12 protein-coding genes are annotated in these 21,492 nt (G+C 73.3%); 4 read left to right on the top strand and 8 right to left on the bottom strand.

Translation table 11 applies throughout. The annotated features are described in order from the left end of the window. Positions 1 to 34 precede the first annotated feature (34 nt). Positions 35 to 1,387, bottom strand: coding sequence for a hypothetical protein (locus WMF19_RS04500; protein ID WP_437897942.1), 1,353 nt, complete (start codon positions 1,385 to 1,387; stop codon positions 35 to 37). A gap of 617 nt (positions 1,388 to 2,004) precedes the next feature. On the opposite strand from WMF19_RS04500, the gene WMF19_RS04495 reads away from it, so the two are divergent. After that, complete coding sequence (locus WMF19_RS04495) at positions 2,005 to 3,144, top strand: vWA domain-containing protein (RefSeq protein ID WP_437897941.1); 1,140 nt, start codon at positions 2,005 to 2,007, stop codon at positions 3,142 to 3,144. A gap of 36 nt (positions 3,145 to 3,180) precedes the next feature. Here the strand turns inward: WMF19_RS04495 and WMF19_RS04490 are convergent, their stop codons facing one another. Next, complete coding sequence (locus WMF19_RS04490) at positions 3,181 to 4,353, bottom strand: tetratricopeptide repeat protein (protein ID WP_437897940.1); 1,173 nt, start codon at positions 4,351 to 4,353, stop codon at positions 3,181 to 3,183. A gap of 338 nt (positions 4,354 to 4,691) precedes the next feature. Between WMF19_RS04490 and WMF19_RS04485 the strand changes: the two genes are divergently transcribed. Beyond that, positions 4,692 to 4,913 carry a DUF465 domain-containing protein gene (locus WMF19_RS04485; protein ID WP_437897939.1) on the top strand — a complete coding sequence of 74 codons (222 nt, stop codon included), beginning with the start codon at positions 4,692 to 4,694 and terminating at the stop codon, positions 4,911 to 4,913. A gap of 266 nt (positions 4,914 to 5,179) precedes the next feature. On the opposite strand, the gene WMF19_RS04480 is transcribed toward WMF19_RS04485, so the two are convergent. The 5 genes from WMF19_RS04480 to WMF19_RS04460 all read right to left on the bottom strand — a co-directional run bounded on the left by WMF19_RS04480 (position 5,180) and on the right by WMF19_RS04460 (position 11,369). Beyond that, positions 5,180 to 5,683 carry a hypothetical protein gene (locus WMF19_RS04480; protein ID WP_272100077.1) on the bottom strand — a complete coding sequence of 168 codons (504 nt, stop codon included), beginning with the start codon at positions 5,681 to 5,683 and terminating at the stop codon, positions 5,180 to 5,182. A 123-nt stretch (positions 5,684 to 5,806) separates the two neighbouring features. Beyond that, positions 5,807 to 7,012 carry a serine/threonine-protein kinase gene (locus tag WMF19_RS04475; RefSeq protein ID WP_437897938.1) on the bottom strand — a complete coding sequence of 402 codons (1,206 nt, stop codon included), beginning with the start codon at positions 7,010 to 7,012 and terminating at the stop codon, positions 5,807 to 5,809. 35 nt (positions 7,013 to 7,047) lie between these two features. After that, on the bottom strand, positions 7,048 to 8,433 hold the full coding sequence (locus WMF19_RS04470; RefSeq protein ID WP_437897937.1) for a serine/threonine-protein kinase: 1,386 nt from the start codon (positions 8,431 to 8,433) through the stop codon (positions 7,048 to 7,050). 78 nt (positions 8,434 to 8,511) lie between these two features. Continuing rightward, entirely contained in the window at positions 8,512 to 9,906 is a 1,395-nt protein-coding gene (locus WMF19_RS04465; RefSeq protein ID WP_437897936.1) for a formylglycine-generating enzyme family protein, read from the bottom strand. Further along, positions 9,903 to 11,369 (bottom strand): formylglycine-generating enzyme family protein, encoded by a 1,467-nt coding sequence (locus WMF19_RS04460; RefSeq protein ID WP_437897935.1) that lies wholly within the window; start codon positions 11,367 to 11,369, stop codon positions 9,903 to 9,905. Before WMF19_RS04460 ends, WMF19_RS04465 begins: the two co-directional genes overlap by 4 nt. Before the next feature lie 173 nt (positions 11,370 to 11,542). On the opposite strand from WMF19_RS04460, the gene WMF19_RS04455 reads away from it, so the two are divergent. Continuing rightward, positions 11,543 to 12,499 carry a hypothetical protein gene (locus WMF19_RS04455; RefSeq protein WP_437897934.1) on the top strand — a complete coding sequence of 319 codons (957 nt, stop codon included), beginning with the start codon at positions 11,543 to 11,545 and terminating at the stop codon, positions 12,497 to 12,499. A gap of 43 nt (positions 12,500 to 12,542) precedes the next feature. Then, positions 12,543 to 13,559: a PEGA domain-containing protein gene (locus tag WMF19_RS04450; protein ID WP_437897933.1), complete on the top strand. Its 1,017-nt coding sequence runs from the start codon at positions 12,543 to 12,545 to the stop codon at positions 13,557 to 13,559. An 86-nt stretch (positions 13,560 to 13,645) separates the two neighbouring features. Here the strand turns inward: WMF19_RS04450 and WMF19_RS04445 are convergent, their stop codons facing one another. Further along, positions 13,646 to 21,487 (bottom strand): beta-ketoacyl synthase N-terminal-like domain-containing protein, encoded by a 7,842-nt coding sequence (locus WMF19_RS04445; RefSeq protein WP_437897932.1) that lies wholly within the window; start codon positions 21,485 to 21,487, stop codon positions 13,646 to 13,648. Between the last annotated feature and the right edge of the window lie 5 nt (positions 21,488 to 21,492).

Below are 21,492 nucleotides of genomic sequence, written 5' to 3'. Positions count from 1 at the left end.
GTCCCTGTGGCTCCCCGCGCCCGCGCCGCGCGCTCTACGGGCAAGCAGCGTTCGCGATCTCCACATCGTCGATGTTCCAGCTCGACACGATGTCGACGAACGACTCCCGCCCGATCTCGTAGCCGAAGCGGACCCGCAGGCTGGCGTTCTTGTAGGGCGTCAGGTCATAGACGACCTTCGTCCAGGCCGAGTCGCGGACGCCGGGGTACGCCCCCGACTCGAAGAGCACCTTCCAGCGGACGCCGTCGTAGACCTCGACACGGTTCGTCATGTGGGGCGCCTCATCGCTGTTCAGGAGACGCCAGAACGTCAGGTACACGCCGCCCGCGACATCGGCGTTGACGACCGGGCTCGTCAGGTAGAAGTACGGGTGGACACCGACGGGCGCGTTCCCTCCGATGACCACGCCGGCCACCCCGTTGTCCGACGTCGCCGTGTGATCGAGCGCCGGATCGGCGTGCCCGTAGGTCTGGCCGGTTGACGCCTTCGCCGCGCCGATCTGCCAGGTCGGACCGAGCTCCCACCCGGCCGCGTCGCTCTCGAACGTATCCCGGAAATAGACCACCGGCGCCGCCGCGGCGGCGCCGCCCTGACAGACGCCAGCCAGGCAGGACTCCCCCACGGTGCACGAGTCGCTGTCAACGCAGAGCCCGCCATCGGCGACCGGGCGCGCCGTGCACACCCCGGACTCGCTGCAGACGCCGCGCGTGCAACCGATCGCCTGCGAGGGGCACGACTCTCCGGGGGTGGGGATGGAAATACAGGCGCCGCTCTCGTCACAGACGCCACGATTGCACTCGTCGGTCCCAGAGAGGCAGGCGCCGCCCGGTCCGATCGGCTCAGCATAGCAATTGCCAGAGCCCGGATCGCAGGCGCCATCGTTGCACCCGACGCTCAGCGCGCTGCAGTCCTTCGGGACGCCCCCCTCGCAGCGGCCGCTCTGGCAGGTCTTGCCGACCATGCAGAGATCGCCGGAGTCCGCGCACGGCGCCCCCTCGTTCCCCGGAACCGCCTCGCACGCACCGGAGGCAGGGTCGCACGCACCAACATGACAGGAGTCCGGCACGTGGAAGAAGAAGCAGTCCCGCGGGGTCCCGACGCAGGCGCCGTCCAGGCACGCCGCGTCGAGGAGACAGCGGTCTTCCGTCGCGCACGGGGCCCCGTTCGCCCTCGGCTCCACGCCGCAGCGAGGAGCGCCGCCCGCGTCGACGCACGTGACCACGTGACAGGCGTCCGGCGCGAGGCCGCAGTCTTCCTGGGCACCGCCCTGACAGACACCCTCCTCGCACACCTCGCCGACCGTGCAGGCGTCCCTGTCGTCACAGGGCTCCCCGCCCGCGCTGGGGACGAGCTCGCAATCGCGCGTCGCCTCGTTGCACACGGCCACGACGCATTGCGATGTCGGAACGAGCGAGCAGTCGATCCGGCACGGCGCGCCGTCCCCGCCTGCGCCGCCCCCTCCGCTCGAGACAGCCGCCCCAGCGGCGCCGCCGGCCCCCGCCGGGCCCGAGCTGCCCGCGGATGTCGCAGTCGAACAGCCGAGATCCGTCAGGGCGACAGCGGAAAGTACCCATGGAATCCACCTAGTCATGTTCGCCTCTTTCCAGCAAGCGTGACGCACCTCGTGGGAATTACGCGTCCATCGCGGCTGCGCAAGGAAACATGATGTTCCCGCGCGCGAGCACCCGGAACGGTCGGCGCGATCAGCGACGAGCGAAGACACCGAGCCCCGCCGCGCCGACGAGCGCGCGAGACCCTGCGAGAGCGACGAGAGCTGCGACAAGCGACGAGAGCCGTGACAAGCAGCGAAAGACAAGAGAGCAACGACAGCGCGACACGAGCCAGGCTTACAAACCGGAGAGCCCCTATCGCGCCTCGATCGAGATACGCATACACTGACGAGATCGTCTCGGAGCTCGGCCATCCCTCGATAGACAGACCACTTCGCGCGTGGAGCCCCGCGGCCCCGACCCACGTCGCACCCATTTCCAGAGGAGCGCAGAGATGTCCTTCCGACGTCATTTCGTGTTTGCCCCTATCCTCGTCGCCGCCGGGATCGCGGCTCAGTCGGGCGGCTGCGCGGCCACCGAGGACGAGAAGCCCGCGCGCATCCCCCGGCCGGATGACGCCGCGAGCGGCGGCGACGGCGGCTCGTTCGGCGTGAGCAGCGCGAGCGGAGACACGTCGCTCGGCGAGGGGGGAGGGCTCGGCGGCGCCGGCGAGGGCGGCCTCGGGGAGGGGTCCTCCTGCGCCCAGGCGAGCGCGGAGGCCACGCTCCTGCCGCTCGATATGCTCATCCTGCTCGACCGATCCGGCAGCATGCTCGGCTCGAAATGGGTCGGCGTCACGAACGCGCTCTCGGCGTTCGTCACCGACGCCGCCTCGGCCGGGATGAACGTGGGACTGACCTACTTCCCGCTGAGCAGCAACGGGCAGAGCGACTGCAACCACACGAGCTATGACGAGCTCGCGGTCGCCATCGGCGAGCTGCCGCTGAACACGCAGGAGCTCACCGCCTCCATCCAGAGCACCTCGCCGGGCGGCGGGACGCCCATGCGGCCGGCGCTCCAGGGGGTGCTCACGAACGCGACCGCCTACAAGGACGCGAACCCTTCTCACAAGGTGATCGTCGTGCTCGCGACCGACGGCGATCCCTCGGGCTGCTCCGGAAACACCGTCGCGAGCACCGCGGAGATGGCGCAGAGGGCCCTCCGCTACAACGGCGTCCAGACCTACGTCATCGCGGTGCAGGGCTCGACGCTCACCAACCTGGACCAGATCGCCGACGCCGGCGGGACGACCCGCGCGTTCGACGTCACGGCGGACATCACGGCGTTCTCGGCGAAGATGGCCGAGATCCGCGCGTCGGCGCTCCCGTGCGAGCTCCTCATCCCCGCGCCGCCTGCGGGCGCGGTCCTCGACACGAGCCGGGTCGCTGTCAGGTTCGCGCCCGAGGGCGCGAGCCCGCTGGAGGTCCCGAAGGCGGACGACGCAGGGGACTGCGGCACGGGGCCGGGCTGGTATTACGACGACGAGGCGCTCCCGAAGAAGATCATCCTCTGCCCCGCGTCCTGCACGACGGTGCAGCACGAGGTGCGCGCGGAGCTCGACGTGCTCTTCGGGTGCGCGCCGACGCTGAACTGAGCCGGGCGGGCCCCTTCCCCGCCGCCCGGGCGGGGCTCACGGCCGCTTCGGCGCCTGCGTCTTCAGCGCGTCGAGCGCCGCGAGGAGCTCGGCCTCGGTGAACGGGAGCCTCGCGAGCGCCGCCTGCTCGTCGGCGAGCGCGAGCTCTATCTCGCGCTGCGCGTCGCGGGCGCGGAGGACCCACGCCGACGACTCCCCGGTGCGGTCGCCGAGGCGCACGGTGCCGGCGAGCATCTTCTGCCCCTTCTCCAGGAGCACGCGGTAGCGCAGGCGCATCGCCCCCTCGAACAGCTGCCTCTCCCTCGGGGTGTCGGCGCTCCGCGGCGGCGGGACCTGCATCACGTCGCGGTGGAGCTCCTTGTAGAGCTGCCCGATGCGGTAACCCGCCATCGCCGACCAGTGGGCGTCGAGGCTGCGCATGGCCTCGGTGTAGGCGCTCTGCGCGTCGAGCAGGCCCTGGCAGCGGCGCTCGAGCGCCTCGGCGAAGCTCGCCGGCACCGGCACGAAGGTGATCGCCTCGCTCCGGCGCCGCCGCACCTCGCCGAGCGCGAAGCTCACCTGCGCGAGCTCGATCGACGGCTTGCCGGACTCGCCCAGCCGGTGCTCCTCGATGAGATCGCGCGCGAGCGCGACCTGGCGCGCCGCCTCATCCACGAGATCCTGCTCGACAAGGCCGAGCGCGAGCGCGCCGCGCGCCTCGATCGCCTCCAGCACGCTCAGATCGCCGAAGCGGAGCAGGCGGCGCGACACCTCGACGAGCTCGGGCCACCGCTCGAGGGCCGCCGCCGCGCGCGAGAGCCGGAAGAGCGCGCCGCGCGCGACCGCGTGGTCCGGGAAGCGCTGCGCGACCTCGCGGTAGCGCTCGGCCGCGAGCGCGCGGTCGCCGAGCGCCTCGTGCGCGAGGCCGGCGTTGAAGAGGCTCGGCGGCGCGACCTCGCCGCCCGGCGCGAGGCGGGCGAGCCGCTCGAACAGGGGCGCCGCCTCACGCGCCTTGTCGGCCAGGAGCAGCGCGCGCGCCCGCTCGAACTCCGCCGCAAGCTCGGCGTCCGAGTAAGGCGACACGACGACCGGCGCGAGCTCGACCGGCGCGCGCGCCGAGGCCGGCTGCGGCGATCGCGCCCGCGCCGGCACGGTGGCCTGCGAAGTGCATCCGCCCAGGACGACCGCAAGGGCCAGGAGGGCGACCGAGGTGGCGCTGGAACTCGACATTGCCGGGGAAGAATAGCCCCGCGCTCGAGGTTGTTCCGCAACGTGCATGGACGGAGAGTCCGGCCCGGCCGTCTGGGACACCGGTGGATTGCTGTACGCCTTAGGGCAATCCCTGGCTACAACGGCCGCTCTGTGAAATTGCAGAATGGCCTCGCCCGACAAAATGCCTGCATGGATCCGCCATGTTGCGGTAATCTCGCATTCGTTCATCAGGCCGCTGTCTCGGCGTGTAGCACGGTCGGCGGCGGTCTCCTCTCCAGCGACGATCAGGACGAGGGCTTCTGTTGTGGGCCCTCGAAGGCATCACGGCCCCGTTGTGGGGCCTTGGAGGTGGGCACATGAAGCATCAGATGATCTCTCCTCGCGCGGTGACTGCAGTCGGCCCGGAGCAGCGGCTGAGCATGGTGGAAGCGCGTCATCGCGAGCTCGACTCGCGCCTCAGGCAGCTGGGTCGACGGGCGTTCCTGACACCGGGGGAGAGAATGGAAGCTGCCCAGCTCAAGAAGCACAAGCTCGCCGCGAAGGACGAGATCGAATCCCTGCGCCGGCGGTTGTCGTAGCGAGCGACCCCTAGCCGACCCTCGATCCTGCGCCACATACGGCGCACCCCCGCCCCTTTCCGTTCCATTCCAGACATCCAGCGCGCCAACGCAATGGGCCGCTCGCACGCTGTGCACGCCGCACGGCTATGGACGCGCTGCAGGGACGCGCGCACGCCCGATCGCCACGGCGGATGCACCGGCGGGGGCGCGCGCACGCCGCGGGAGGCTCGCACCCGATTCGATGCCCGCGAGGCGCGACGTGCGAGGGCGCCTGCGCGCTGCGGTCAGAGCGCGGGCGCCGACGGCTCGGACGGCGGCTCCTCGGGCGATGCGGGAGCGTCGGTCTGCGGCGCGGCGCCCCCCTCGGGCAGCGCCTCGGCACCGCCGTACACGTCGCGGTTGAGGTCCGCGAGGGTCTCGGTCAGGCGGTTCTTCTGCTCGCTGGTGATGCCGCCGGGGGCCTGCTTCTCGGTCGCCGCGGCGAGCCCGAGCCAGTGGCGCGCGTTGTCGCGGTAGCCCTTGCGCGGATCGGCGACGCCGGTGCCCTGCGGCGCCAGGTCGGCCAGGCGGTAGTCCGTCATGCCCCGGAGGTAGGCGTACTGCGCCCGCTCCGGGACCGAGAACGAGTCCTGATCGTTCTCGAGCACCCGGAACAGCGCCAGCGCCTGCTCGAACCGGTTTGCCTCGTAGTGGCTGCGGGCGCGATCGAGATCCTGCGTGTAGGTCGCGCAACCCGACGCAAGGGCGAAGGACGAGAGAAGGAGGACGCACGGGACGAGGCGGCGCATGCGCGCAGGGTATCTCCCGCGTCGCCGGGCGATCAAGCACGAAGGCAGCGCACCACACACCACGCGCCACGCCGGCCGCTGACGCGCGCCGTCGTGCGCCGCTCCGCATCCAGCGGATCGCCGTCAGCGCAGGAGCGTCGCGGCGAGCACGCCGCTCACCGCGAGCAGCGCGATCGCCAGCAAGACGACCGCCCAGACGAGGCCGCGCGCGGGCGCAACAGGGCGCGCGGCCGCGACCGGGCCCGGCCCCGTCGCCGACGACAGGGGGGCGACCGGGGGCTGCGGCGCAGCGGCGACCGGGGGCTGCGGCGCAGCGGCGACCGGGGGCTGCGGCGCAGCGGCGAGCGGCGCCCGCCCGTCGCCCGAGGGCAAGGCCACCGTGTCGGCCGTCTCCCACACCCCGGCAGGGGGCCGCACGGCCGAGGGCGGCTTGCCGTCCGGCAGGCCCGCGGAGGAGCCGCGATCCATCGAGTCGGCGACGCCCGACGCCACCATGAACGCCTCGGAGAGCTCCCGGGCCGAGGCGAAGCGCGCGTCCGGCTCGACGGCGAGCGCCTTCCGCATCCAGGCCTCGACCTCCACCGGGATGCCAGCGCCCGGCGCCGCCGCGGACAGCGCGGGCGGGGGCGTCCCCAGGATCTTGGCGATGAGCGGCCCGAGCGCCGGGGCGGTGAAGGGACGTGCCCCCGTGAGACACTCGAAGACCACGACTCCCAGGGACCAGAGATCGGACCGGTAATCGACGCTCTTCAGGCCTTTCGCCTGCTCCGGGCTCATGTAGTAAGGCGTCCCGAGGAGCGCCCCCGTGCGCGTGGGATCCATCCCGGTGATGGCGAGCGCGTCTGTCACCTTCGCCACGCCGAAGTCGAGGATCTTGACGATCTCCCCATCATCCTCGCGCGCGATGAAGATGTTCTCCGGCTTGATGTCGCGATGGACGAGCCCGACCTCGTGGGCGCGCGAGAGGGCGCGGCAGATATGAGAGACGATCTTCGCCGTCTCCGCCGGCGTCAGGCGCCGGCGCGCGGAGAGGCGATCGCGCAGGCTCTCGCCTGCCAGGCACTCCATCGCGATGTACGGCAAGCCATCGTCGGTGAGCCCATGGTCGAGCACCTTGACCACATGGGCGCTGCGGATCCGCGCCGCGATCTGCGCCTCACGATCGAAGCGGGCCCGGGCGGTCGCGTTCTTCGCGGCCTCGACGTCGATGAGCTTGATGGCCACCGGCGTGCGCAGCGACAGGTGCTCTGCCAGCCACACCGAGCCCATCCCGCCCCTGCCGAGGAGCCGGGCAAGGCGGTACTTCCCGGCGATGCGTTGACCTTCCATGGCCGGCAGCAGGGTAACGCGCTGCGCGCTCGCCGTCAGTACGGGAGTTGGTCGACGATCCCCCTCGCTTGCGTCGTCGGCGCCGACGGCGGCGGCGGTGTCGCTGATGTCGCCGGTGTCGCCGGCGCCTTCAGCGTGCCAGAGAGCGCTCTCGGTGAGGGCCGCCTGGACGACGGCGCCGCGGAGGGCGCGACGCCTGCAACGGCAAGGTCATCCCGAGCGGGAAGGGGCGGGGGCGGCGAGCTCGACATGGATGCTGGAGGCGCCGCGACCGCCGCGGGCGGCGGCTGCACCGCCGCTTCCGCCGAGGCGGGGACCGGAGCGGCAGGCCCGTCCGCCGTCGGGCGGCGGAGCGCAGCGAACGCGGCCACGAAGGCCACCACGAGGAGCGCCGCGACCGCGACGACCCTCGACGGCGATCTCGCGCGCCCGTCGGAGGCCGCGAGGGGCGGGGGCGCCGCGACGGCTCCCGAGCTCGGAGACGCGGCGAGCGGCGCGAGCGCGCCGACGACCTTGCCTCCAGCGAGCGCGCCCGCCGACGTGGGATCGGCGTAGCGGCCGAGGACCTCGACGAGCGGCCCCAGATCGTCGAGCCGATCCTCGCGCCGCTTCTGCAGGCAGCGGTCGAGCACCCCGGCGACGTCCGCGGGCAGGTCGGGCACGGCCGAGCGGATCGACGGCACCTCGCGCTGCAGGAACGCCGTGTACATCTCGCCGAGGTTCTCGAACTCGAGCGGCCTCCGGCCGGTGAGCGCCTCGAAGAGGATGACGCCCATCGCCCAGATGTCCGCGCGATGATCGATGTCCTTCTCGCTCATCGCCTGCTCGAACGACATGTAGTGAGGCGTCCCGAGGATCGAGCCGGTGCTCGTGTTGCCTCCCTGCGTCTCCGAGCTGATGGAGGTCGGGTCGAGCACCTTGGCGATCCCGAAGTCGAGCACCTTGGGCACGCACCCGCCGGCCTGCGGCTCCGAGAGGAAGATGTTGTCCGGCTTGAGGTCGCGGTGCACGATCCCCTTCTCGTGCGCGGCGCGGAGCGCGGAGGCGACCGGCGCGAGCAGGCGCGCCGCCTCGTACAGCTGCAGCGCGCCCCTGCGCTTGCGCAGCCCGGAGAGCGGCTCGCCGCGGAGCAGCTCCATGACCATCACGGGCGTGTGGTCCTCCTCCTCGAAGACGTCGAGCACCTCGATCACGTTCGGGTGCTGGATCGCGGTCGCCGCCTTGGCCTCGCGGAGGAAGCGCCGGGTCTGCGCGGCGTCGACGACGCCGCGGATCATCTTGAGCGCGACGTCGCGCCCGGTGCCGACGTTCCTTGCCGCGTAGACCTCGCCCATCCCGCCGCGGCCGATGGGGCGCTCGATCCGGAAGCGCCCGGCGATGATCTTGCCGGCCGGGAGGGAGCCCTGGAGATCGTCCGACACGAGCGGCAGCGTACCGTGGTTCCCGGCCAGACGCAGCGGTTCGCGGTCGCGGGCCGGCCCCGATCCGCGGCAGCGCGGTCACATCGACTGCGCGCAGCGGAAGCCGGTGGCCGGATTGAACGCCGACGCCCTCTCATGGCTGCGCGCCGTGGCCCGGGCCCCCAGCTTGTAACCCGACCAGGAGCTCCCGCGATAAGAGAAGCTCGGCGCCGCGCCGGGCGCGGGCTCGCGACACACCGGATCGACGAGGAGCGGCCCGGCCGACTGCCAGCAAGGCGCGGTATAGGGAGCGAAGGTGTCGGCCACCCACTCGGACATGCTCCCGGCGAGGTTCCGGATGCCGAGGGCGGTCACGTCGCTCGGGGCTCCTCCGGCGACAGGCCCCCAGGGCACCGGCGCGTCGAGCGGGCGACAGCCGGAGTTCTCGAACACGCCTTGGTCGACCTCCCCGCTGCGCCGGCCCCTGCCGAGGAGCGCCATCGCGCAGAGATCCCCGCCGTTGCCCCAGGGATAGGCGGTCTCGTCATCGAGGTTGCCGGCCGCAACCTCCCATTCAGCCTCTGTGGGGAGCCGCAATCCCCGCGCGGAACAGGCCTCCTCCGCCAGCGCGTGGGTGACGCAGTTGACGGGCAGCGCGTCGTTCGCGCCGTCGGACGCGCCGAGGTACGTGCAAGCGCCCAGGTCCGACCCCGGCGCGTCGAGGTCCCTGGCAACGGGCTCTGACCGGATCTGCCCTGTCGCCACGAGCTCCCGGACGGTGCCCACCGTCACCTCGTCCGCGTCGACGGCGAACGCGCCGAGCTGCACGAGGCGCTCGGGCTGGCTCAGCTCGTCGAGATCGACGGTGTAACCGGGTCGCGGCGTCCCGAGAAGGAAGACCCCTCCGGGCACACACACCATCCCCGCCGGCGCCGGCCCCTGGCAGGGTACCGGCGCCGCGCTCGGCCAGGAGCCGGGCTCTGGCCGGGCCTCGACCTCGGACAGCAGCGGGAGCACCGGCTCCGGCGCGAGCACGCCCGCCTCCGGATCGCAGGTCGCGCGCTGCTCGGGGAGGCTCGGGACGCCGAAGCAGCGCATGGACAGATCGAGGGCGACGCGCGTCTCGCCGTCGAGCGGCGGGAGCCTGGCCACGGCGTCAATCAGCGCAGGACCGCGGGGGAGGCCGTCGGGGCCCGCCTGCTCGGCCCGGTAGAGCCGCGCGCGTACCCGCACGGCGGCGCCTTCCTCCCGCGGGACCACGCCGAAGCTGACGGGCAGGCTGTCCGGCCCATCCACCCCGATGAGCCGCATGCACCCGGTGCATATCGCGCCCTCGCCCATCACCTCGAGCAGCAGGTGATCGCCGAAGCGGGGCGCCGGTGCGTCCGTGGAGACGCTGACGAGCCACTGGCGAGGCTCGGGCTCGCACGCCGAGAGCGCCGGGAGCAGAAGCCCGGCGGCCGCGAGCGCCGCCGACAGGCAACGAGCCGTCACGGCGCACCTCCTGCGTAGACGCACCGGAAGCCGTGCAGCGAGTCCAGGACATCACCTCTCCGGAACGCGGGCCTGGTGTTCGCGGGGCCGCTGGCCCAGTCTCCGCCGCGGGCGGCATGGGCGTTGATGCCGTCATCATCGCAGCGGGGCTCGACGAAGATCCCGGGCGCGCTCCAGCAGCCCTCTCCGTACGGAACCAGCTTGTCGGCGCACAGCTCGCTCAGGCTCCCGCCGAGATCCAGGACGCCATCCCTGGAGCTGTCGCCCAGGCCACCGCACGCCGCCGAGGGCCGATGCGAGCCGACCTCCTCCGGCCCCGGATCGCCAGGGCACAGCGTCCCCCGCCCGGCGCTCGCCGTGCAGCACGCGGGAGACGTGTCACCCCACGGATAGATCCGCCCCTGGCCTCGACCCCGCGCGGCGTGCTCCCACTGCGCCTCCGTCGGCAGATCACCGCCGCTCGCTCTGCACGCCTCCCGGGCGAGGCGCCACGAGATGCAGTTGAGGGGATACCCATCGTTCGCGCCGTCGGCGGCGCCCAGCCAGCGGCAGTCTGCGAGCCCCGCCCTGCTCGGATCAGGCCCGGCGAGGTCATCGCCCTCCGCGTGGAGGAGCCCCTCGTTCAGCAGCGCACGGAAGCGACCGACAGTGAACTCCGTCCTGTCCATGAAGAACGGGCCCACATGCACCGGCCGCGGCGGCACGACCGAGACGTAGCTCTGCTCGTCGACGCCGGCGAGCTCGGCCTGGCCGAGGACGCTGAATCCGCCGGGGATGCAGACGGCATCGGCGCCCTCGGGCGCGGCGCCGCAGGGGATCTCCCGCGCGCGCGACCACGTGCCGGCGCGCGTCGCGACCATCTCTGCCTCCGATCCGACGAGGACGCCATCCGACGGGGCCGCCGTGCGCCTGGAGGCGTCGATGCACGTGTGCGGCGGCTTGCGCAGCGACGCGGGCACGCCCAGGCAATCGGCCGAGAGCACGAGTTGCACCGTCTCCACGCCGGACACGGGGAGCGCGACCTCGATCAGCCGGTCGATGGCAGCCTCTGGCGGAGGATCGATGGTCGAGAACACCCTCCCCTCGATGGAGTCCTTACCCCGCGTCGCGACGGCGCCGCGGAACGCCCGGATGCGCAGGCGGAGCACGGCGCTCCCCTCCTCCGGCGCGGCCACCCCGAAGGAGAACGGCCAGGACGAAGGGTCCGGCAGGACGAAGTTCGCCGTGCAGTCGACGTCATCGATGCAGCCGGGGCGCCACGCTTCGTCGAACCCGTCGATACGCACCGTATCGATGACCGCCTCCGGAGAGATGGAGGGGTCCGCCAGGAGCTGCGCGGCGACCGGCGCGTCGGTGTCCACGACGACGAGGAGCTGCCGGCGCTCTCGCTCGCCGCAGGAGGCGGATAGCCCAGCCGCAGCGAGCACGGAGAGGATCGAGAGCGCGCGTGTCGGTTCGACCACCTGCGGCCTTTCGCCTTTCTCGTTTCTCGTTGCCGCCCGACAGGACCCAGGAGTAGTCTCCTCGCTATCATCGAGGAGCGGCGAGGCCAAGAGGGTTCTTTCGCTGCTTCACCCGAATCACGCCAATCACCCGAATTACCCGAGCATCGCTCTGCCGCTCGCGAGGAGATTGTATGTCGTGGGTCACCCGGCCAGTGCTCGCCGCGCTCTCCGTAGCCCTCGCGGCGGCCCTCTCCCCCGCATGCGACGGCGATTCCCCATCCGAAGCTCCGGGAGCGGCGGCGAGCACGGGATCGGGCGCCGGCGGCGGCAGCGGTGGTGGCGGCGGTGAGGCCACGTACGGCGCGAGCGCGTGCGGCACGTGCGTCGAGCAGACAGCGTGTTTGTCCCAGGTGAACGCCTGCGCGGCCGACCCGGGCTGCGCCGCCTACCTCGACTGCCTCGACGCTTGTCCGCTGGGCCCCAGCGGGGACGCGGACATCGCGTGCGAGCAGGCGTGCCCGCCCGTCACCGGCTCTCTCGGCCAGAGCGCGAAACAGGCCTTCATCGACTGCCGCCTCTCCGGCCCGGGCGCGGCGTGCGCCGGTTGCGGTCAGATCCCCGCCCCGACAGACCCGGATTTCAACCAGACGTGCTCGCCGTCGACGGATCCGAACACGTGCTATCGGTGCGAGGACGAGCGCTGCTGCGAGACCTACCAGGCGTGCAAAGACGACCAGGATTGCCAGGACCTTGTCACGTGCGTCAAGGCGTGCGCCGAGGACCCGGACGAGGCGGCGTTCTCGCCGTGCGAGAGCGCGTGCTACCAGGCTCACACCGCAGGTTACGCCGCCTACAGCCACCGGATGGCGTGTATGCAGTACTTCTGCTTCGACGACGACGCTTGCGGCAACGAGCCGCTGGACCCCTGCGTCAAGTGCCAGAACCTGCACTGCGCCGATGAGATGGCGGCTTGCCAGCACGAGATCGAGTGTGCGTTGCTGGACAACTGCCAGGTCCCGTGTGACGTCGCGGACCAGGCCTGTCTCCTGGAGTGTGACGCCATGTTCCCGGACGCGGTGGCGACCCACAAGGCCGCGCTCGATTGCGCGCTCGCCAACTGCGAGATCGCTTGCGCCGGGACGGACTGAGGAGAGACGGCCAGGGACGAGGGGTACGATGCGGACGCGATGGATGCTGGGTGGCTTGGTCGTGGCGGCGCTCGATCTCTCGACGGCCGGGGGCGCGCGCGCCGAGGTGCCGGGTCCGGCGGCGCCGGCAGAGGCGCCGGCGATCGATGAGCGCACCGCGCGCGGCAGGGCGGCGTTCCTGCTCGGCGTGCAGCGATCGAAGGACGCGCAGTGGGGCGAGGCGCTCGCCGCCTTCGAGGAGGCGGCGGCGGCGCGGGACGCGCCCATCGTCCAGTACAACATCGGCTTCTGCGAGCGCGCCCTGGGCCGCTACGTCGCCGCACGCCGCACCTTCCGCCGCGTCCTCGCGGGCACCGAGGGCCTCGCGGCCGCGCAGATCAACGACGCCAGGGCGTTCGTCGCCGAGCTGGATCAGCTCGTGGTCCGGGTGGCGGTCACGCTGGATCCCCCGGGCACCCCGCTGACCGTCGACGGGCGCGCGCTCCGGCCGGCCACCGACGATGGGACCCGGGTCTTCGTGACGCTCCCCGGGTCTGCCGAGCGCGCGGCGGCGCCGGTGGAGAAGACCTTCACCGTGGAGCTCGATCCCGGGGTCCATCTCTTCCGCGCGGCGCGGCCAGGGCGCCAGGATGCGTTCGTCCAGAAGACCTACCGGCCGGGGGAGAAGGCGACGCTCGATCTGCACCTCGACATCCTGCCCGCACGCGTGGCCGTGCGCGCGGAGCCGGCGCAGGCGCTCGTGCGTGTGGACGGCCGCGAGGCCGGGCTCGCGCCCATCGACATCGAGCGACCGCCGGGGAAGTACAGGATCGAGGTGGTGCGGGACGGGTTCGAGACGTACGCGGCGACGCTCGATCTGCACGCGGGGCAGCGGGCGGATATGACGGCCAAGCTGATCCATGTGCGGCCGTCGCTGTGGACGCGGTGGTGGTTCTGGACGGGCGCTGCGGCGGTGGTGACGGGAGGCGTGGTGCTGACGTACGCGCTGACGCGGCCGGAGCCGGACTACAACGGGGGCAGCCTGAACTGGGTCGCGGAGCCGGCGGCGATCAGGTGGTGAGGGGCCAGGGCGCGCGCGTGTCGCCTCCGAAACGGCAGCCGTGAGATCCGCGCGGCGCCGGCTTGTTCCTAGGACCGAGCAGCGGCTCACCCCCCGAGCCGCCTCCCGAGGAGCCGCGCCGCGAGCTTCCGCAGCCAGTCCGCCCGCCGCGCGTCGGGCGCGACGAGCCGCCCCGTGCGCGCGGCCTCCAGGATCGCGGCCGTCTCCGGCGTCGGGTCGGCGCACGCCTGCAGCACCCGGAAGACCGTCGCGTCCTCGTGCGCGACGCCCGCCTCCTCCACCCAGGCGTCCACCGACGCCGCGAACGCAGGATCCCCGGGGAACGGCTGCTCGACCGCGTTGCTCGGGCCGAGCCCGTTGATGCCGCCGATCACGAGGTCCTTGCGATCCTTGTAGGTCAGCCCCGCGAGCTCCTCGGGCAGCAGCGGGCGGCCGATCCAGATGTCCTGCACGCCCATGCCGAGCGGGAACTCGAGCCGCCGCTCGAGCGGCTCCGGCGGCAGCGCGCCGGAGAAGCGCACAGGCACCACCGGGACGCCCACCGCGAGCGCCATGTCGATGAACGAGCCGCTCATCTTGCGCACCGGCGTGCGGCACTCGAGCGACCGCGTGCCCTCGACGTGCACCATCACGCCCTTGCCAGCCCCCTGCATCTCGGCCCCGAGCTCGGCGATGATGGTCCCGAGCGACGCCTTGTCCTCGCGGTCGAAGTACGTGATCACCTTCGGATCGCGCGCGCCAGGATACGCGAAGCAGTGCGCCAGCATCGTGCCGAGCCACGTCGTCCGGTGCTCGGCCTTGGCCAGAGTGACCGTCGAGACCTCCGTCAGGCCGGACACGGCGATGCCGAACAGCAGCGACTCCACGCCGACCTGGTGGTTGCCGAGGTAGAGCAGGCTCCGGCCCTTCACGGCGCCGAACGCCGCGGGATCGACGACGTGCACCCGGCGGATGAACCGCTCGATGAGGCCGAAGTACAGGTCCTCCGCCGGCCACCGGCCGATGCCCATGGCCGCGCCCCAGTAGCGGCGGACCGGCGCGATGTCGATCACGGGCGGGCCCGCGTCGCGGACCACGACCTCGGAGCCCTCGCGCGCCACGGTGAACGGCCAGCGCGTCAGCGGCTGCGCCGACGAGACGCCGGCGAGGGACACGGTCGACGGGTGCACGCCCGCGCGCCGCGCGACGTGATCCTTCACCGCCGCCGCCTCGACGAGGTCGCCCGACGCGGCGTAGAGCTGCGCCACGGTGCCGGGCATCCAGTCCATCGTGCGCACGTCGGCGGGGCTGCAGCGCGCCTCGCCCGACGCCGCGTCGACGCGCGAGACGGCGAGGTCGACCGGCGCGCGATCGCGCAGGAACGCCCGGCGGATCCCGGGAGGCGCGCCGCCGATCGGCCCCTGCGGGAGCAGCACCTCGACAAGCCGGAGCTCCAGCCAGACGCGCTCTCCCGCCGCGGCCCCGACCTCGGCCCCGGCCTGCGCGATGGCCTGCACCCGGAACGAGACGAAGCGATCGTCGCGGCCCTCGTAACGCACCTCCACGCGCACCGGCGACCCGGGCGCCGGCCCGTACACGCGGAGCGACGGGATGCGCGACGGGAACGCGATCTGGGCGGGCGGGCACCCTGGATCCCACAGCGACAGCCGGTCGTGCGGGATGGTGTGGGTCAGCGCGTCGAGCATGCCCTGGTGCAGCGTCCCGGGAGGCACCGAGCCCCTCCGGGGGTCCAGCACCGCCGACGAGCCACGCGCACCGAGCCTGAGCGCGGTCAGGTACTGGAACGCAGGGCCGTGGAACAGCGTCCCCGCCGCGTACGGATCGTCCGCCTCGGGCGCGTCGAGCGCCGGCTCCGGCGCCGGGGCGGGCGGGTATTCACGGGCCACCCGAACGCGGCCGGTGCACACGGGCTCGAACCGCGAGAGCGCCGGGTTCGATGCCTCGCGCCACGCGAGCAACCGGACATCGAGGACGTCGCCCGAGCCGGTCGCCTCGGCCTTGACGCGCACCGGCCCCGGCACGGGCAGCCAGCGCTGCACCACCACGTCCTCCACGGCCACGACCACGCTCCCCGGGCGCGCCCGCAACGCTGCGCCGGCCAGCCGGTCGACCATGCTCATCCCGGGGAGCGCCGGGAGCGTCCACGTGGGGCGATGGTCCGCCACCCACCCGTCCGGGTCCAGCACCTCCTCGGCATCGTCGAGCGCCGGCGCCGGCGCGGCCTTCGCCGCGGGCGGCTCCTGCGGGCGCAGGCGAGGGCTCCCGCCCACGGCGCCGGGGAGCGACGCGAGGCGGCGCGCGCTCGCGCGCGGGTCGAAGCCGACGTCGCGCCGCGCTCGGGGCGAAGCGCCGTCGACGATCCGCACGCCGAGCGTCGCGCCGTAGATGCGCAGGCCGTCCACCCAGAGGTAGGACTCGGCGATAACGTAGGGCCCGCGATCGTCGCGGCCGACCTCGAGGATGTCGGTGTCGACCGTCACCCGCCGGCTGGCCGGCAGCACCTGGCCCCGGTACCGCCAGGAGTGCTCGTGCCCCGTCATCACGGGCTCGAACCGCGGATCGCGCAGGCCCGCGTGGAGGTCCTGGTGCAGCATCCAGAACTGGATCGTCTGCAGCATCGCCTCGATGCCGAGCGAGCCTGGCTGCACGGGATCGCCAAGGAAATGGGCCTTGAAGAACCACTCCGACGCGTGGACGTCCCGCCGCGCGCGGAGCCGGCCGAGCCCCTTCCGGCCGCCGGCCTGCCACAGGCCGTCGATCCGGTCGATCATCAGCAGCGACGGCCGCGCGAGCCCGAGCTTGCCGCCGCAGTACCGCGCGGGGCGCTCGCGGAGATCGACCTCGAAATCGGACGGCTCATCGAGCGCGGCGACCTCCTCGGGCCTCGGCGGGATCCCGATCTGCGTCGCGAGCGCGGCCTTCGGGAAGAAGCCGAACACCGTGTCGAGCTCGTACACCCGCGCGCCGCCGAGGCTGCATTCGACCCGGAACGAGAGGATGATCATGCCGCCCGACCGGGACATGTTCGTGAGCCGCGACCTGGTGCGCAGCGCGCTCACTGCCGGCGCCGGCGCCGGCAGGACCTCGGCGTGCAGCGTGCCCTTGCCGTCGAGGTTGCGGAAGTACAGCGCGCCGTCGGTCGAGAGCGCGCAGCCGGCGTAGCTCGCGAGCCAGCCGCACGTCTGGAGCGCGGCCTCGAGCACCACCGCGAACGGCATCGTGAGGCTCGCGTTCTCGTCGAAGTACCACGCGTCCTCCGGGACGTCGTACTCGACCTCGACCTCGGCGCCGGCCTTCATCGCCGCCATGGGGCGCGAGACCGACAGGACCCGGCTCATGAAGTGGTACGGCGGCCCCGGGAGCCGGGCGACGTGCTGTCCCCCGTCGAACCTGCGGTAGAGCGGGCCGAACGCGTCCGACGGCCTGCCCCAGGCGCACGAGAGCAGGCTCCGGTAATCGAGCGGGAAGCCGCCGGCGTCTGCAGGAGCGCCGTCCGGCGGCGGCGCGCCCGTCTCGGACCAGGGGACGCGCGCGACCGGCACCGGCTCGACGTGGCCGTCGAGCAGCTCGGGCGCGCTCGTCAGCGGCCAGTCGGGGCTGAGGCGCAGGCCCACGCGGCGGGCGTGGAACGCCTTGAGGCCGTCGACCGTGCACAGGAAGTCGGCGAACACCGTCGGGCACGGGCCGTCGTGGACCTCCTCGACGAACACCTCGTAGGTGAGCACGCGGCTCGTCGGGACCACCTGGCCGCGGCAGCGGAGAAGGTAGGGGATCTCCGGCACGGGCTCGAAGCGGAAGCCGTCCGCGTCCACCGTGAAGCCCATGGCCGCCATGTAGAACGCGAGCGCCTGCAGGCAGCCCTCGAACATGAGCGTCCCCGGCATGCAGGGGTCGTCCTTGAAGTGGCCCTCGAAGTACCAGCCGTCCTTCGTGATCGGCAGCGTGGCCCGGAGATAGCCGCGCTTCCACGGGCCGCCCGCCGGGTCGAACACGTCGACGCGATCAAAGAACAGCATGGGCGGCGCGCTGATCCGCGGCGTCCTGACGTGGGTGCTCAAACGATCGAAGGCGGGGCCGAACGCCGCCGCGCCGTCGCCGGCCGCGAACGCGAGGAGGTCGGCCCTGTCGAACGCGGACTTCTGGCACGCGATCCGGGGCGGATCGAGGCGGGCGGTCTTCGCGTGCTCGGCGGTTTCCGCGTCCCAGAGGACGCCGCCGGAGCTCGCGAGCTCCTCGTCGGTGAAGAAGCCTGCCTGGCCCTTGCGCGTCTTCAGGCGCAGCTCGCCGCCGATCCGGCAGTCGTAGTGGAAGAAGAACAGGCGGACGTCGCCGTGCTTCGCGTGCCCGTCGACGTGGATGTCGTAGACGAGCGTGTCGCCCGGGCGCGGCAGGCCGCCGTAGAAGGTGAGCTCGCAGCCGAGCAGGCGGTAGACGCGCTCGCCCTTGTTCTCGAAGTCCGCGCCGAGCCAGCTGATGAGCAGCAGGTCGGCCTGGCCGCTCTCGATCATGACGCCGGCCGGCATCGCGCCGTCGTGCAGGTACCAGGAGTCCCACCGCACGTCGGTCTCGGTCCACATCGTGCCGAGCTTCATCGAGCCGGGCTCGGCGTCGATCCCGGTGACCCGATCGGCCAGCAGGAGCGGCGGCATGGGCATGCGCACCTGGCGTCGATAGGCGTCCTGCCGGGCGAAGAGCGGGCCGAACACGTCGGAGATCCGGCCCGAGGCGAGGTGCTCGAGCTGCTCGCGGCTGAACCGCGGGCCGCGGGGCGCGAGGGAAGACGCCGCGGGGAGCTCCGGCTGGGCGGCGGGACGGGGCGCAGGCGGCGGCGCGGCGGCGGGGCGCGGCGGCTCGACGACGCGCGGCTCGAACGAGCGCGGCGGCTCGGCGCGGGCGGGCTGCGGCGGCTCGGCACGAGCGGGCTGCGGCGCAGCGGCGGGGCGCGGCGCGTCGAGGCGCGCGAGAGGCGGCGTGTCGACCGGCTGCGGCACCGCGGCGGGGCGCGGCGACTCAACCGGGCGCGGGGCATCGATCCAGACCGGTGCAGTGTGGGGCACCTGCGCCACGGGGGCCTCGACCACCACCGCGGCCGCGCCCGACGACGCCTGCACGAGCGAGTCCAGCGCGCGCTGCCGCATCTGAAGGAACCGACGGTGGACCTGGGCCTGCTGCTCCGCCCACTCCTTGTGGATCTGCGCAAGCTGCACGGTGAACGCCGCGGCGCCGGCGATCACGTCGCCGGGGATATCCACGGCAGCGGCCGCGACGACCGCCGGTCCGACCGGCGGCGGCTCCTCTGCCAGGCTCGCGGCGACGGCCGCGACGACCGCCGGCTCGACCGCCGGCGGCTCGTCCCAGGACGGCGCCCGATCCGCGTCGGCGGCAGAGAACCCCGTGGGCCCGGGGTACAGCGGCGGCAGGTCGTCGAGAGCGGACGGCAGAGGCGGCGCAGGTTCCATGGAGTCTCCGGGGGATGAAGAGGCCGCGCCGGGCACGACGATCGCCGGCGGGTGGGCGGGGAGCGTGAGCATCGGCCCCTCCGCCGATCGCGGCGGCGGGAGCGGCGCGGCAGGGCCGCCGGCCCCGATGCGGACCGACAGCGAGCCGCCGCCGAGGCCGGCGCAGCGGACCTCGGCGACCCGGATCTCGTCGGACCACGGCGCCCCGTCGGGCTTGCGGCCGTGACGGCACGCGAGCACCGCGGCGGCCACGTGCAGCAGGCCCGAGGCGGCGTGCGCGTGGCCGAACCGCGGCGCGAGATCCGTGGACGACAGCACGAGGCCAGGATCGCCCGGCTCGTCCACGACCACCGCCAGGACCGGGTGCCGCTCCCGGACGGCGTCGTCGAGGCGCTCGAGCACGAGCACCACGGCGGCGTCGCCGGGGGGCAGGCGGACGCCGAGCGCCTCGAGCGCGGCCGCGTGGGCGGGCTCGCACGAGAGATCCACCGCGCCGACGATCGCCGCGTCCACCGCGCCGGCGCGCAGGGCGCGGGACGCGACGCGCAGCGCCCAGGGGCCGGACAGCTCCTCGGCGGCGATCGTGAACGACGGTCCACCGACGTCGAGCTGGCTGTTCAGCCGGTTCGCCGGGATGTTGGGCATGTTCCCGACGACGCCCGCCGCCTGCAGCGCAGGGATGATCGCGTCCTGGAGCGCGCCCACGTCGACCGACGGACCGAGCCGCGCCGGCGCCGTCTCGGCGAGCCGCCAGCGCGTCATGTACCTGCACACCTCGGTGTCGGCGCCCATGCCGATGAGCACGGCGGTGCGATCGCGCGGCAACGCGAGCCCCTCGGTGGCCTCGATCGCCGCCTCGAGCAGCAGCGTCTGCTGGGCGAGCGCCTGCTGCAGATCCCGCGGCGGGAACCGGAGCCGATCCGCGGGCAGCGCGACGGCCGCGCGGCGAGGATCCGCGCCGCGGCCCGAGAGGAGCGGCTCGGCGAAGGCCCGGACGCCGCTGAGCTCGCCGACGCACAGGCCCATGGCCACCACGGCCAGGTGGCCTGCCGGCGCGGGGCGCGCGGCAGCGACAGGACGCGAGGCCGCTGCAGCGGCCTGCGGCGCGGCGTGGGCCGCTCGGCTCCTCGGCGAGGACGGCTCGTACGCCTCCACGAGGAGGTGAGCGTTGTTCCCGCCGAACCCGAACGCCGACAGGCCCGCGAGCCGACGCCCCTCCCACGGCTCTGCGCGCTGCAGCACCCGGAAGGGGCTCGAGGCCACCGCCTCGCTCAGCGGATAGGCGTGCAGCGTCGGCGGGCGGACGCCGGCCGCCATGGCGCCGAGCAGCTTGAGGAGCCCGGCCGCGCCGGCCGTCGTGACGAGGTGACCGAGGTTCGACTTGAGCGAGCCGAGCGGGACCTCGCGGGAGCCGAACACCTCCTTGAGGGTCGCGATCTCGGTCGCGTCGCCGAGGGGCGTGCCCGTCGCGTGGCACTCGAGCAGCGACACCTCGCGAGGATCGAGGCCGGCCATCGCATACGCGGCCCGCATCGCGCGCAGCTGGCCCTCGACGGCGGGCGCGAGGAGGCCGCGGCCGCGGCCGTCGTTCGACAGGCCGACCCCGCGGATCACGCCGAGGATCGGCCTGCCCGCGGCCTCCGCGTCCGACAGGCGCTCCAGGACCACGAACGCCGCGCCCTCCGCCGGGACCAGGCCGTCGGCCTCCGACGAGAACGGGCGGCTCTGCCCGGTGCGGCTCATGGCCGACAGCGCGCAGAACCCGATGTGCATGAAGAGGTCGTCCGAGCGGCACACCGCGCCTGCGAGCATCCGGTCGGTCTCGCGGTCCTGCAGCCGCTCGCAGGCGAGCGCGATCGCGTACAGCGACGACGCGCACGCGGCGTCGAGCGCGAACGCGCCAGCCCCGAGGCCGAGCGCGTCGGCCAGCAGGTGGGCGGGCAGCCCCGACATGAACCGGTTGCGCGGATCGGGGCGCGGGACGCCGGCGAGATCACCGAGCCACGTCGACTCGACCCACGCCGACATCGCCGACGAAGGGAACGAGAGGTTCCCGAACACCGCGCCCGCGCGATCGGACCGGCCCTCGTGGCCCGCCTCGCGCAGCGCCTCGCGGCCCGCGTGGAGCACCCACTGGAAGAGCGGGTCGAGCGCGAGCAGGGACTCGGGCGGCCCGGCCGGCCGCGGGAACGGGTCCCTGGCGAGCACGCGGCGGAAGTGCTCGTCGAACCCGGCGACGTAGCCGCCGCGATCGCTCCACGCGCGGTCCTTCGCGTCGCGCACGTCGCGCGCGCCGCGCGCGGAAAGCCCCTGCTGCGCGAGCGCGCGCTCGCGCGAGAGGCGCCAGCGGCCGTCGGGGGCGGCGGACAGGAGGTCCCTGCCGGCGAGCACGTTGTCCCAGAGGGCCGCGGGGTGGAGCGCGCCCGGGAGGACGCACCCGCGGCCGACGATCGCGATGGGCTCGAACACGCTGG

It is taken from the genome of Sorangium sp. So ce124 (genome assembly GCF_051525235.1).
Lineage (GTDB): Bacteria > Myxococcota_A > Polyangia > Polyangiales > Polyangiaceae > Sorangium > Sorangium atrum.
The sequence above is the reverse complement of the archived record's forward strand: the minus strand, read 5'-3'. Positions and strand labels throughout refer to the sequence as shown.